The organism is Nostoc favosum CHAB5714, assembly GCF_020829495.1.
Lineage (GTDB): Bacteria > Cyanobacteriota > Cyanobacteriia > Cyanobacteriales > Nostocaceae > Nostoc > Nostoc favosum.
Map to the genome: position 1 here is coordinate 1 of NZ_JAIVFQ010000072.1, position 12,855 is coordinate 12,855.

At 43.3% G+C, this 12,855-nt stretch carries 14 protein-coding genes and 1 pseudogene; all 15 read right to left on the minus strand.

From position 1 onward, the window contains the following. Positions 1–138 precede the first annotated feature (138 nt). On the minus strand, positions 139–1,041 hold the full coding sequence (accD, locus tag LC586_RS29555) for an acetyl-CoA carboxylase, carboxyltransferase subunit beta (protein ID WP_438822942.1): 903 nt from the start codon (positions 1,039–1,041) through the stop codon (positions 139–141). A gap of 35 nt (positions 1,042–1,076) precedes the next feature. After that, positions 1,077–1,160, minus strand: a pseudogene (locus LC586_RS42805) (phosphoketolase family protein); the annotation flags it as partial. Between the two features lie 66 nt (positions 1,161–1,226). Next, a complete protein-coding gene (locus LC586_RS29560) occupies positions 1,227–1,607 on the minus strand; it encodes a DsrE family protein (protein ID WP_229488801.1) in 381 nt (126 codons plus the stop codon). A gap of 244 nt (positions 1,608–1,851) precedes the next feature. Further along, the gene (locus tag LC586_RS29565; RefSeq protein WP_229488802.1) at positions 1,852–2,268 is read right to left on the minus strand and encodes a DsrE family protein; all 417 of its coding nucleotides are present in this window, start codon (positions 2,266–2,268) and stop codon (positions 1,852–1,854) included. Between the two features lie 12 nt (positions 2,269–2,280). After that, entirely contained in the window at positions 2,281–2,646 is a 366-nt protein-coding gene (locus LC586_RS29570) for a DsrE family protein (RefSeq protein ID WP_229488803.1), read from the minus strand. A 238-nt stretch (positions 2,647–2,884) separates the two neighbouring features. Further along, a complete protein-coding gene (locus tag LC586_RS29575) occupies positions 2,885–3,871 on the minus strand; it encodes an alpha/beta hydrolase (protein WP_229488804.1) in 987 nt (328 codons plus the stop codon). A 23-nt stretch (positions 3,872–3,894) separates the two neighbouring features. Next, positions 3,895–4,437: a hypothetical protein gene (locus tag LC586_RS29580; RefSeq protein WP_229488806.1), complete on the minus strand. Its 543-nt coding sequence runs from the start codon at positions 4,435–4,437 to the stop codon at positions 3,895–3,897. A 104-nt stretch (positions 4,438–4,541) separates the two neighbouring features. After that, positions 4,542–5,204, minus strand: a complete 663-nt coding sequence (locus LC586_RS29585; protein ID WP_229488807.1) for a 2-hydroxychromene-2-carboxylate isomerase — start codon at positions 5,202–5,204, stop codon at positions 4,542–4,544. Then, positions 5,201–6,196 carry an acyl-CoA thioesterase family protein gene (locus LC586_RS29590; RefSeq protein ID WP_229488809.1) on the minus strand — a complete coding sequence of 332 codons (996 nt, stop codon included), beginning with the start codon at positions 6,194–6,196 and terminating at the stop codon, positions 5,201–5,203. Before LC586_RS29590 ends, LC586_RS29585 begins: the two co-directional genes overlap by 4 nt. 5 nt (positions 6,197–6,201) lie before the next feature. Then, positions 6,202–8,091 (minus strand): alpha/beta fold hydrolase, encoded by a 1,890-nt coding sequence (locus LC586_RS29595; protein WP_229488811.1) that lies wholly within the window; start codon positions 8,089–8,091, stop codon positions 6,202–6,204. Beyond that, positions 8,088–9,239, minus strand: a complete 1,152-nt coding sequence (locus LC586_RS29600; protein WP_229488813.1) for a beta-ketoacyl-[acyl-carrier-protein] synthase family protein — start codon at positions 9,237–9,239, stop codon at positions 8,088–8,090. Before LC586_RS29600 ends, LC586_RS29595 begins: the two co-directional genes overlap by 4 nt. 2 nt (positions 9,240–9,241) lie before the next feature. Further along, positions 9,242–10,348, minus strand: coding sequence for a beta-ketoacyl synthase N-terminal-like domain-containing protein (locus LC586_RS29605; RefSeq protein ID WP_229488815.1), 1,107 nt, complete (start codon positions 10,346–10,348; stop codon positions 9,242–9,244). A gap of 12 nt (positions 10,349–10,360) precedes the next feature. Then, positions 10,361–11,578, minus strand: a complete 1,218-nt coding sequence (locus LC586_RS29610; RefSeq protein WP_229488817.1) for a beta-ketoacyl-[acyl-carrier-protein] synthase family protein — start codon at positions 11,576–11,578, stop codon at positions 10,361–10,363. A 1-nt stretch (position 11,579) separates the two neighbouring features. Next, positions 11,580–11,843: an acyl carrier protein gene (locus LC586_RS29615; RefSeq protein WP_229488819.1), complete on the minus strand. Its 264-nt coding sequence runs from the start codon at positions 11,841–11,843 to the stop codon at positions 11,580–11,582. Between the two features lie 179 nt (positions 11,844–12,022). After that, positions 12,023–12,814 (minus strand): SDR family oxidoreductase, encoded by a 792-nt coding sequence (locus LC586_RS29620; RefSeq protein ID WP_229488821.1) that lies wholly within the window; start codon positions 12,812–12,814, stop codon positions 12,023–12,025. Positions 12,815–12,855: the final 41 nt, after the last annotated feature.

Consider the following 12,855-nt stretch of genomic DNA (forward strand, 5'->3'; position numbering starts at 1 on the left):
CATTTTGTCCCAACTGAAGTTAGGTAAGCAAGCTACTGGGTATAAAACTGCTCAGAAGGTTCTCAATCGTTTCATTGCTGAACTAATCGGTTCAGTTTAGCTGTTTGGGGAATTCGCCAACGGTATCCGGATCTCGGCTCAATGCACTATTGTCTTAGACGTGTGCAGATGAGATACAGTTTGAAACGGCTGGTGCAAAGAAATCAGCTGCGCTAGAGTTTTCTTTAGTTGGGTACGGGGTATAATCGCATCCAGAAAACCGTGACGCAGCAAATCTTCAGCGGTTTGAAAATCATCGGGTAGCTTTTGCCGAAGGGTTTGCTCAATGACTCGGCGACCGGCAAACCCAATAGTTGCTTTTGGTTCTGCCAGAATAATGTCGCCCAACATGGCAAAACTAGCAGTGACGCCTCCGGTGGTGGGATTAGTAAGAACAGAGATATAAAGCAGTTGGGCTTGGTGATGATGCTCTAAGGTACCTGATATCTTTGCCATCTGCATTAGCGAGAGCATTCCTTCTTGCATCCTGGCACCACCAGAGGCACAAACGATAACCACGGGATAATGCCTTTGCGTCGCTCTTTCGATCAGAAGAGTGAGTTTTTCTCCCACCACGGACCCCATGCTACCGCCCATAAATCGGAAGTCCATGACACCTAGAGCAATCGGTATGCCTTCAAGCTGACCGAAACCAGTTTGGACAGCATCTACTAAACCAGTTTTTTTCTGGGTTTCTGTGATGCGATCGCTATAAGCTTTTAAATCGTGAAATTGTAGGGGATCGGCTGGACGCAGATTTTCATCCAATGGCATCCAGGTATTGGCATCTATCAACTGACGAATGCGCTCATTGCTATCCACCCGTATATGATGTCCGCACTCTAGACAGACCATCTGATTTGCTCGTAGGTCTTTGGCATAGGTCACAACTGCACAAGCCGCACACTTATTCCATAATTCATTAGCAATTTCACGTTCTTGGTACTTCTGGCTCATGGAATAGTATTTCCGTCGATCAGCAAACCAATCAAAAAGAGACATTAAACTGCTTGATTTAATAGTTTTAGCCATTTTTATAGAAGCGTTGGATTAGCAATTTTATACTCATTTAGGTGCAGGATAGGGAAAACGGCACCATCGTGTACTGGATTGAGAAACTTTTATAGTTAAGTACTAAAATTTTGAAATTTTCTAGCTTTAAGTTTTGTGCCATAACATTTCCCGGTTTACCAATACCAAACGAAGTCATACTCTTCACATAGTTGTGTCACTTTATGGAGATCAGCTTCGATAATCCCAGGAATCAGTTGTCCTGAATTAATTTGCAGGCGTTTGCAATCATCACTGTACACATACACATTTACGCCATCTTTTATCAATTCTTTGAGCGATGACTCATAGTGCGGAAGAGATTTAACCAAGATACGACCAATAGTTAACTGAGGCTGGGATTGTTCCTGCAAGCCATACAAAATAGCGTTTCCGCGTAAAAGTACGCCCATGTTTACGTTCATCTTATGCAGTGCATACGATAACCAAAGAATATGAGCATATTGTTCTTCTATTGTTCCTCGGTAAGCACGTTCAATGATTGCAAGACAACTCATACTAATTCGTAATTCGTAATTCGTAATTAAGATACACAGAAAAAGGCTTGATACAAGCAGTGAGACCAGTGCTGCGAAGAGAAGTCTGAGCGCCGGCGTCCGGCGATGGCGCTTTGCCAACGTCTCTGACGAACAGAACTTCTCTGAGGGTTTCCAATCCATTCCCCGGTAGGAGTGAAACAATACATCCTTTCCCAATTGGTATAAAGAAGAAGCTTTTAAGCATCAAAGTCTTAACAAGTCCTTATTTGATTCCCAAAATCATTGATACATCCGCTTGTTCTAGATAGTGCAGAAACTTAAATGGAGATTTTACCTTGACCTCCTCCATCTGCTCTATTGCACCACGTTCCTCCATACAATGGCGGCAAACAAACCACTGCACGCGTCCTTCTGCTACTTCCAAAAGTTCCCGAATCAGTGCCATTGTTGAAGGATACTCTGTCTTTTTTTTATCCGCAGCTACATCTAAAAGGTTGTAAGGTTTGACGTTGCTAAGGGTTTTCTGCGTTAGCGTTGTAGCACCACCACAAGTCCAAACAATCACCTGGTCTCCTTGTGTGATTGCTGCATCTACTATACGCAGCAAACTAGTACATAATTCAGATTCATAAGGAGCACCCATTACTCCCAAAAAAATCGATGACTTAGATTCCAACATGACTTTGGCTCCCTAATGCCAAATTGGCTTACAATCAGGACGAGTCAGAAGTTTCACTAGCCTTGCCATTCCCACAATCTCAATCCCCTTAATCAGGTCGGTAGGTTTTAGAGAACGGTTTGTCAGCGAAAAATCGTCAGAGTATATAGAAACAATTCCTTTACTAATCAGGCTGCTTAAGCGAGGCTCTGCGTTGGCTTGTGCCATCAGTACCCCATTCTGAATCAAAAATAGGTCTACTGTATGTCCGTCCTCGCCTAATTGGGCAGCCAAGTTTAAAAAATCACCAACTTCTTGGCTTTCGTATGTTGAGCGGGTCTCAATCAGCAAATATACACTCATGATTGCTTTATGGGGCAATGTTAGAGAAGTTGACATCTTGTGCAATATCCCGTTAAAAAGTTCCAAATAAATTTTGAAGTCGGAACTTTACTCTTTATGGCGCTTGTTTTAGTACTTTAAATTCTCAAATCCAGCACCAAATTTATGAAAATGTTCCAACACTGTTGAAAACCGGAACTACGTAAAATCAATGTATGTTTTGATATTAAATAGCTAAAAGCTATTCATAGCAATGTTTTAAACGACTTGGTACAAAATATGAGCTTCTCTATCCTTAGCCCTTTATCTTAGTGATTTGACTTGATTCCTCAGTAAGATAACGACTCAAAAAGTTAATAATTAAATTACGATAAGCTTCACCATGTCTCCAGAATGCCATCAGATGAGGTGTATGTGATGCCAACCAAAATTCCGAATTAGGATGAAGCTTCGTGAACTGCCTGATTTCATCAGGAGGTACGATCTTGTCTTCTTCGTTGGCGATAAATAGCATATTAATCGGAAGGTCTGATAATTTAGGCGGCCACTTAACTGCCAGCATCATATTTATTGCCATAGCATAGACAGTCTTTAAAAGCGGGTATAAGATTGGGCCACTAAATATACTTGGCAACATAAATTCTTTGAAAGCATCTATGAAGCGATGGGAAAGCTGTGTAATGCTCAGAGTCGGGCCACTGTCAAGAATGATAGCTCGTACAGAAGATTGAGATTGAGGACGCATCATAGAGTAGAGTGCAGGAAAAGTGGAAAATGAGAAGCAAAGAAGGGCGATATTACCTTCAGCAAGTTCGGGCTTGCTCCGCACAAAGGAAATAGCTGCTTCTATATCATCTGAAAAGCGGCGACTCATCGACCAAAATGCTCTATCCGTACTGCTATCCCCATGATTACGGTGATCGAAAACCAAAACATTGTATCCAGCTTTGTAGATAAAGTCGGCATAGCGTAGCTTAGAACCCTTGTGAGATCCCACCTCATGCCCAATGATGACGGTATGGGCTGAAACTGTCGTATGGATAAACCATGCATCTAAGGTGACGTGACTTCTATTAACAGGAATCTTAACCGGAACTCCAGCAAGCTTGAAGCCACCTGATTGCCTTGTAGTCTTTTTTCGGATTGGATGATAGGTTTTATAAGCGATTACAACACCATAGGCTACAGCAGCTAAAATCGGTAGACCGCTAATTGCCATTAATAAATCCCTTAACCATCCAGAAAAGTTTGTAGCCTGATTACTTTTTTCGGATACAGTCATTAGTATTTTCTCAAGAAAGTGAACTATGTAAGACTCTGAAGCTCAGCTAGATGCTTTAGTGTTAAAAGCTGCTTGCTCATCATAAATAAGTCTGCCCAAGGAAGAAACCAGCGCATAAAAGACCAAAAGCTGTGCTTGGGATAGCACAGATGCAACTTAACAACAAGCCGACAAGTGTTCTCTGTAATGGGAAAGACGACGTAACTTAATGCAATTTGACCAAAGATAGGGACTGCTTGTGGAGAATCTATTACCATTGTTAAGTGTCGATTCTGTTCAAACTTAACAAGTTTGAAGATAGTCATTACTCTTTGGTTATGCTCTAAGTTTTCAATACTAGGGGTCAATATTATTGGACTTTGACGACCAAAGTTATCAATCCAATCATAACTGTAGGGTGCAACCTTCAACTGGCATAACCAGCGAAATAAGATATGGGCAGGTGCTTTAACATCTACTGCCCGGAAATACACGTCGTCACTGCTAGACATGTACGAATCACAAGGAAACTCCATTTGCCTCTCTTCAGGAGTAGATCCCCAGGTGTATGCAATGGGTTTTTGCATATGCTCTATCTTGCTTTTATGAGGGGTACATGGACGGCTGTCAAGACCGCTTTAGGAGTTTATAATACCCGATCACGCGCGTTGGGGGCTTGCGATCGATAAATTCAAGAGTTGATTGTTTTCTTGCTCCTGAACTCCTGAATTTTTCTTTGCTCAGAATTAGCTAAATTGAAAGCAAAATCTTCAAAGCGATCACTACCCCAGAACTTTTCATTACCATTAATGAAAAAGGGAATACCAAAGACACTATCTCGGTAAGCTTTGTAGAGAGCTTCAACTCCTTCCTGCCTTATCGTTGGGTCGTGAGGTGCTTGAGCTATTAATTCTGGATCAAGTCCAACTTCTTGTGCAATACGGCTAATGGTATCAATCGAGCAAATGTTTTCACCCTTCTCCCAGCGAGCTTGATAAACAGCCCAGAAAAAAGATGAGCCTTTACCGTAGCGTCGAGCAGCCAAATAAGCCAAGTGTGGTAGATCCCACCAAGGATTGCGATCAACGGGCCAAGTTATTTTGTAGCCCAGTTTAGTTGTCAGCCTCTTGATGTCTTGCAGAATGTAAAGATGTCTGTGACGACTCATGGGAGTGTATAGGAACTCTCCTCCTTTAGCCTTTAGCAAAATGAGTGTTTGCTTGTCAGGTTCCCAAAAGGGAATATACTCAATTCCGTACTGCTTGGAATCAAAGCATTCCTCCAAAAGACGCGCTCCAACCCAGGAATATGGACTGCGAAAACAGAAGTAGAAGCGAGGAGAGGATGTTTTCATCGGATGCCGCCTTTTCCCCTTAGAGCGACCAATGTCTCTTCATCAAAGTTAACAAGTTCCCAGTCTTGGCGGTTGAGAATCTTAGCATATCCGTGTGTGATTTTTCCAGTAGCAGTGTGAATCAAGACACCATCACGTATTACATAACAGTCTATCCTAGAGGTGTATGTAAAATCTTTGAAAATATCCTCCACCGTGTAGACAGTGTAGATAGTTTCTTCCATCAATGCTTCGCGCAAAATCTCAATCTGCGCCTTTGGCACAACTGGAATCCATCTGCGTGTGTCCAGCATGGTACGGATGGAAATGCCACGATCTGCTAAAAACAAATCTACCACCTCTTCCATCAACCGAAGATAGCCAGAGTGCTGTAATCTTTCGGTGAAATGGCAGTAGAAATAAGGTACGTGCCATTTCCAAACAAAGGAGTTTGCATCCTCTGGCACTACTTGGCGGATTAGATCATCTTTAGCATTGCTAGTACTGCGGTCTGAAGTGGCAGCATATTCTGATACGGGTTTGGAAGCAGACCGATTTATCTCGGCTACTACATAAGGAGCTAATTCATCTGGTAGAACCGATACTGTAACTCCACTGCGATCTTGCCGGAATAAAGTTTTTACCTTGCCAGTGTATGCCTTAACTTCTTTACTGTCTCGCTGGACAAACATTTGGATGGAAAATGTTAATTCCCCGTCCTTGGGTTTGATCTTGGGCTGTACTTCGATTCTCACCAAGTCGTCCATATGGAGCGCATGAAGAATATTTGCACTAGATTCAGTAATTTCAAAGCACAAACCATGCTCCTCATAAAGTTGACGTGGCACTAGTTTACAGTTCCGAAGATGTTGAATTACTGCCTCTTCTGCCAAATACATTACGTGCTTAAACCCAATCCAAGTACATATATTAGAACCCTCAAAGTGGGGCTGCTTTTTAACGACAGTAAGCTGTTCATTTTTAAAAGCGTCCATCATTAATGTATTCATCATGAATATCATCCTCTCAATATTGTTAACAAAAATCGATTAATTAGTGACAAAACAGTTTGGGGTTGCTCCAACATGCTAAAGTGATCGCAATTTGGCAAGATTTTCAGAGTGGCACAAGGCAGGGACTTGGCCAAGGCTTCGCAATCAGCGGGAAAGGAGCAGAAATCATTTTCACCACCGATTACCAAGCAAGGGATATGAATCGAATGGAGGTTTAAGTGAGGTGTACGAGATAACAGATTAAAGAATTGCAACCATCCATAGGGACCAATTCGATCTCGCACTTTTTGTGACATGGCGTTAATAGTTTCTGGCGAAAGATGGCTGGTTTGACGTACTTCTAAACCCTTCTCAAGAAACTTTTGAAAATGGTTTACATAATACGTCATGAGTGACCAATTGAATAACTCATACCGCTCCTTATAAAAGGGTGAGATCAAGACGAGAGCTTTTAACTGTCCTACACCGTAAGTATTCAAATACTCCAAAACAGCATTGGCACCAAATGAGTGGGCAATAATAATGGATATATCGGTCGGAATTGTTTCTAATCCTAGCTTGACCCATTCATGTACAGAGGTATTTAGACCCCAACGATGGTTTTGTTGTCCAGCCCAAGGTAATTCCAAGCTAAATATTTGAAACTTAGGGTCAATATGCGAGAAAAGATATTCCCAAGCATCCCACTTTCCCTCCATGCCATGTAGCATTGCTATAGATGCTTTAAAGTTGGAAGATATGCGCTTTAGTTCGTAAACATGAATTGTATACTTTGGTAAGACACGCTCAATGTGGCTGTAAGTATGACCTTGATGTTGGAGGATACTCCAATCAGATATTTCATTTTGCCTTTGAGTCCTATCTTCGATAACCTCAGGTGCTTTAATCAAAAGGCTGGCAGAGCCATCTCCCCAACTTGCTCCACTGGTGGCAATAGCTTTTGTGCCTTGATGTGTACGCAACCAAAGACAAGCTGTAATGCATTGAAGAACCCCCAAAGCGCCGTAGGTTTCTCCTAAAGCTACCCCCAAGTCCAGAACGCTGGTTGGCGGTTTGTCTTGCCAAAGTTCCAAGGTGTGTTCTACAGATTTCGCCGTTGGAGCATAAAAACGATTGGGGGTTAGCCAAATATCTGGAGGAGTCAAATCGCCGTTGACAGCTGCAAGAATCGAATTCTTGATGTCAATACCAAGTTCATAACTATAGCCTTCCAAATAACCGTAGATTGAAGCACCTCTTTCTAATGCGGCATCGGTTGATTCGAGTACAACAGCTCCAGCAATATTACCCAAACGAATTCCTGACGAAGTTCCCAGCCAAGCAGAAGCAGATACGCCCATAAGCTTAGCTACAGTTGGATTTGTCGGTTCTACTCCAACTACCAGCATTCGCTGGGCACGACCAGCACGAATGGCATTGGCAGCCAAATATAAAGCATCGATGCCTGATGTGGCTCCATTGCAAAGCATCAGATTAATTGCCTGAAGACCAAAGCGAATAGCTATGCTAGTTGCCACAACATTGCTAGAGGCGTTAGGCAAATCCATCGAACTGATGTCCTTGACATGGCTGACTCGAATTGTTTCTACAACTCTACAAACTGTGTCCAGATTGCAAAGATTAGAACTGACAATTACTCCAAATGTATGGGGAGACAGTTGCTCGGAAGGCAAGACTGGTAGTCCCGCATCATTAAGCGCAGCTTTAGCTGCACAGAGTGCTAGTTTCGTAGCGCAATCTTTATAACGGAGACCTTTGCGCTCCAGCTTATTTTCAGGTACAAATTCGACTGGTTCGATTGGAGATGCTAATGCATCTAAAAAAACATTAATGCCCGAAATTCCAGGGATTTCTATTCCCAGTCCTGCGATCGCAACTGGTAGATTCTTGCTCACTTAACTGCCCTCTCTAATACAGCAACTGCATTTACACCGCCAAAACCAAAAGCATTGACTTGGGCTATTTGCAGTGACTCAATTCTTGTTTCTTCAACGACAATCCTGAGCGACTTTGCCTCTGCCATTGGTGCTGTAAAACCGAGAGTTGGCGGTATTCGACCTTGATTAAGGCATTCAATAGCTGTAACCACGCCAATCAATCCTGATGCACCTGATGTATGACCAATTTGCGATTTTAAACCGGTGATGAACACGTCAGTGACTTGATCGCCAAACAGTTCCTTAATTGCCAGAGCTTCAGTCTGGTCATTGAGAATAGTTCCGGTTCCATGCACCATCAGCAAGTCGATATCTGCGGGAGAAACATTTGCTCGGCAATGAGCATCGACCATAGCCCGCACAATTCCCTTTTGGTCAGGGGCTGTCTCATGATAAGCGTCGCAGCTCATTCCGACACCCCTTAACCAAGCGGAGGGTATTACACCTCGATTGGCAGCCCGTTGGGCAGGTTCTAGAACAAGGGCAGCAGCTCCTTCACCCAGCAGAACTCCACGGCGGTGGCGATCAAATGGTTGAACATACTCTGGATGAAGCGGGTTCACCCGATCTAGAAGTCCAAACATGCTTTCGGTAATGGAATCACAGCCAGCTACGATCACTGTATCCATTTCGCCGAGGGAGAGCATATCCTCAGCAAGTCCCAAGGCAAAGTTGGAAGCAGCACAAGCATTAGAAAATGTCATCACTGGACATTGAAATCCTGTAAGTTTCTGGATAGCTTCACCAAAGTGAAGCTCCTTGACATGCAAAGGCTGCCCGTTAGACCACCACAGTTCAAGTGAGCGTAATTCGCGTAAACCCGTACCAACCAAAATTGCCAGCTTGCCAGCTTGCTCTGGAACGAGCTTGGCTGCCTGGATTGCTTCGTTAATTGCTGCACACAGCCATTTGGTAGCTCGTGCCTTTACGTCCTGTGACGGTTCTCGGTCGAGGATTTCGTATGCACGCTGAAGATTGAATTGATTTGGGTTAAAGGATTGTAGAGGATGATTACCTGTTGCTCCATTGCAAAATGCTGTGAAGCAGGCATCCTTATTCATTCCTAAACTAGTGAACGTGCCGGTTCCTGTGATTGCCCATGACATTTTCAGTTTCCTCCTGCCCTAATTAGCATACAACCGACAGTTCCATCCCATCCGACAGAGGTGATTAGTCCATATCGATTACCTGCGGTCGGCAGACTCTCGAAAAAGGCGAGCAAGGCTGCAAGTTGAAAAGCTGCTGAAGCACTGAAACAATCGCCGATCAAATCGCTGATAGAGAAATGATAGGCACAGTCCATTCCCATCAATGCCATGCTCAATCCTTCATCTTGTAAGCGATGCAAAACTGGAATCTCGCAATGACACTTAGCAATCACCTCAATCTGAGATGGTGTAATATTGGCAGAAACCAGCAATTTCTGAATACAGGATGCTAACCCAACAGCCTGCTGTTTAGCGTTATTGATATTTATTTTTGAATAAACACCAAACTCACAGCCAAGTACTTCTGCGAGAATTTTGCGATTGTTTGCTTGGGCAATTTCTGGCTTTTCCAGTACAAAAATGGCACAGCCTTCTCCCAGAGGAAGTTTTTGGCGTGAGGAACTAGTATGGTAATAAGCCCAAGCAGTCTGTTCGCAAAATTCCTCGACAGCGCCAGTTAAGAGTGTATCTGCATATCCACTACGGATTGTCAGTGCAGCATAGCGTAAGGCCAAAAGTCCTGATAACTTGCCGCCTGAGATAGTGGCATTGACACCCTTGAGCTTATGCCAAATTGCACATTGACCCGCAGCACAGTTCATAACTGTGTTAGGAAACAGAGCAGGATTAACTAGATATGGTCTTTCCTGCACTAACGTCTCACGAGTAAACTCGCTAATACTTCTAATACTTCCAGTACTAGTCCCTAAAACAACTCCTATTCTGTCCTGCTTGGGTTCCACAGTGATGCCACTATACTTTAGAGCCATGCCAACTGCAGCCACTGCCATACCCGTAGTACGGTCCATCGAGCGGGTTCCCTTGGAACCAAGGAATTTAGTTGTTTCAAACTCTGGAATAATACATGCTTCATCGAAGGGAAGAGGATCTGTAGTATACCCAGTAATAGGTTTGAGTCCAGAACTCTTTTTTGTGCAACCTTCAGTAAACGCATCTATGCCAATGCCAATGGGAGAAATAACACCCCATCCAGTGATTGCTAACATATTCTTCGTTCCTTACACGTTACACTTGCTAAAGATTACAACCGAGTTGTTTCCACCAAAAGCAAAGGCGTTATTTTGAACAATATGCAAATCTGCAGAACGAGCTTTGTTGGGAACACAATCAAGACCACATTCGGGATCGACGGATTGACAGTTGATAGTTGGTGGAATAAAGCTTTGCTGCAAAGCGATCGCGCAGGCGATACTAGATAGGGCGCTGGCTGCTCCCATTGTATGACCAATCATTGACTTGATAGAGCTGGTGGGAGGAGTTTTGTCGCCAAAAACTTCTAGAATCGCACCTGCTTCGGTTAAGTCATTTGCTTGAGTTCCAGTACCGTGAGCAGATATGTAGTCTACATCGTTCGGGTCAATACCTGCGTTTTTATGGGCTAAACGTATACACTTAGCAATGCTGTTTTTATCTGGCGCTACCATGTGATTGGCATCACAATTCACCCCATAACCGAGAATTTCTGCATAGATATGTGCGCCACGAGCGATCGCACTCTCTAAGCTTTCCAGAAAAAGGATTCCGGCTCCTTCGCCGGTCAGAAGTCCCTGTCGATTTCGATCAAACGGTTGGCAAACAGATGGGGCAATAGTACCTAGACGGTAAAAACCAGCAAAAGTCTTACGGCACATCGAGTCTGCACCACCACACAGCATGAAATCGGCATCGCCTGCGGCAATCAGGTCATACGCATGACCGATTGCGTAGTTACCTGCGGCACATGCAGTAGAAATTGTTACTGCTTCACCATGCAAGTCAAACTCTTGAGCAACGTTCAGAGAAAGTCGGTCAGCTGGAACCTGGCGGAACTTATCTGAATCTGAATCTAATTGAGCTGGCCCTTGTTTCACCCACTTTTCTGTCAGCCAGTCAATAAGTTGTGACTCTCCGTCTGTAGTCCCGATACTAACTCCACAACGATTTTGAGAAAGTAGTTTTGGGTCGATTCTTGAGTCGGCGATCGCCATGCGTGCAGCAGCAATGGAAAACTGACTGCTACGGCCAATTGTTTCAGGATTGAGCCGATGAACCCATGCCTGAGGGTCAAAATCGCGGATCTCGCACCCGTTTTTAGAGGTAAAACCACTAGTATCAAAGACTGTGATTTCAGAGACACCGCTGGCACCCTTTCTGAGGGATCTAGCGAAAGCCTCAGCACCAATTCCAATACTTGTGACAGCACCGAGTCCTGTAATGACAACACGCTTATGGCTCATTTTACTTATCCCAACCAGCATTTTGTTTAACTACTTCGTAAACTCCAGATAAGTTGTTCATCTTTACTAATTCTGATTGGGGAATTTCAATTTGAAACTCCTTTTCCAAACTTGCCAGAATTTCAATGGCACGTAGAGAATCAGCGTTATGGTCTTCTTGAAAGCGACTAGTTTCAGTCATTTCCTCTAATTCAATCTCCAGAATATCGGCAACAATGTTTTTAATTGTGTTCTTGCGTTCTTCGATAATGGTTACAGAAGTCATAAAACCTATCTCCTTTTGTTCAATTGAAGTCAAAAATCAACCTATAGCAGTCCTATTTTAGTTGTGAAATCCTCGTGAGGGTTGTCTAAAGTCAAGAATATCTTTTTAGTTTTCACTCTTGAATCTAAAACTTGCCTCAACGCGCTCGTTCCTAATTTGTCCAGAATTGCTATGGATAGTTAGACAGTGTAGAATTCGCCTCCGTCTACACCAATGACATTTCCAGTCAGCCAAGAAGAATTGCTGCTTATAAGTAGAGCAATAGCATCTCCGATATCTTCTGGTAAAGTCAACCTTTGATGGGGGTTATAACGTTTTGCACGCTCAATTATTTCCTCGTGTTCAGGAATACGTTGCAGAGATGGAGTAACAGTTACACCAGCTCGAATGGCATTCACTGCAATTTGGTATGGTGCTAGTTCTAGCGCCAGTTGCCGAACGTGGGACTCCAAAGCACACTTAGCAGCAGAAACTGCGCCATAATTTCTTGTCACTTTAGTGCTTCCTGCACTTGTGAGAGCGAAGATTTTAGCACCAGGTTGAAGTAAACCCCCATCAAACAAATCTTGCACCCAATAAACTAAGCTATGTGACATAACAGAAAGCGTCATTTCTATATGTCGTCGAGAAATAATATCTTCATTTGGCTTTTGGCGAATAAAGGGAAGCAGAGTACCGAAAGCCAAAGAGTGTACTAAAACTCTGATACCATTAACTTCTTTGAGGTCATTAACGATTTCGGAAATAATTTCACTTCGAGCAGAATCACTAGCAGCATTGGCGTTGAAAAAACGGACATCTACTTGGTTATGCTTAAGTTGAGCAATCAGCTCATCTATTTCTGGCTGTCTTTCTGCTGTATCTAAATGAACCCCAATAATATTCATTCCTCTGGCACTTAAAGAGAGGGTACAGGCTTTACCTATTCCACTAGAAGCACCTAAAACTAAACACCAAGGTTTGAACTTCATAGACTATTAGTGGTTAATTATTAGTAGTTGGGGGCTAGGAG

Excerpts from the sequence above, each read along its gene's own strand:
- LC586_RS29615 (WP_229488819.1), bottom strand. The coding sequence starts at position 11,843 with ATGACTTCTGTAACCATTATCGAAGAACGCAAGAACACAATTAAAAAC.
- LC586_RS29605 (WP_229488815.1), bottom strand. The coding sequence starts at position 10,348 with ATGTTAGCAATCACTGGATGGGGTGTTATTTCTCCCATTGGCATTGGC.
- LC586_RS29610 (WP_229488817.1), bottom strand. The coding sequence starts at position 11,578 with ATGAGCCATAAGCGTGTTGTCATTACAGGACTCGGTGCTGTCACAAGT.
- accD (WP_438822942.1), bottom strand. The coding sequence starts at position 1,041 with ATGTCTCTTTTTGATTGGTTTGCTGATCGACGGAAATACTATTCCATG.
- LC586_RS29560 (WP_229488801.1), bottom strand. The coding sequence starts at position 1,607 with ATGAGTTGTCTTGCAATCATTGAACGTGCTTACCGAGGAACAATAGAA.
- LC586_RS29580 (WP_229488806.1), bottom strand. The coding sequence starts at position 4,437 with ATGCAAAAACCCATTGCATACACCTGGGGATCTACTCCTGAAGAGAGG.
- LC586_RS29565 (WP_229488802.1), bottom strand. The coding sequence starts at position 2,268 with ATGTTGGAATCTAAGTCATCGATTTTTTTGGGAGTAATGGGTGCTCCT.
- LC586_RS29575 (WP_229488804.1), bottom strand. The coding sequence starts at position 3,871 with ATGACTGTATCCGAAAAAAGTAATCAGGCTACAAACTTTTCTGGATGG.
- LC586_RS29600 (WP_229488813.1), bottom strand. The coding sequence starts at position 9,239 with ATGTCATGGGCAATCACAGGAACCGGCACGTTCACTAGTTTAGGAATG.
- LC586_RS29590 (WP_229488809.1), bottom strand. The coding sequence starts at position 6,196 with ATGATGAATACATTAATGATGGACGCTTTTAAAAATGAACAGCTTACT.
- LC586_RS29585 (WP_229488807.1), bottom strand. The coding sequence starts at position 5,204 with ATGAAAACATCCTCTCCTCGCTTCTACTTCTGTTTTCGCAGTCCATAT.
- LC586_RS29570 (WP_229488803.1), bottom strand. The coding sequence starts at position 2,646 with ATGTCAACTTCTCTAACATTGCCCCATAAAGCAATCATGAGTGTATAT.
- LC586_RS29620 (WP_229488821.1), bottom strand. The coding sequence starts at position 12,814 with ATGAAGTTCAAACCTTGGTGTTTAGTTTTAGGTGCTTCTAGTGGAATA.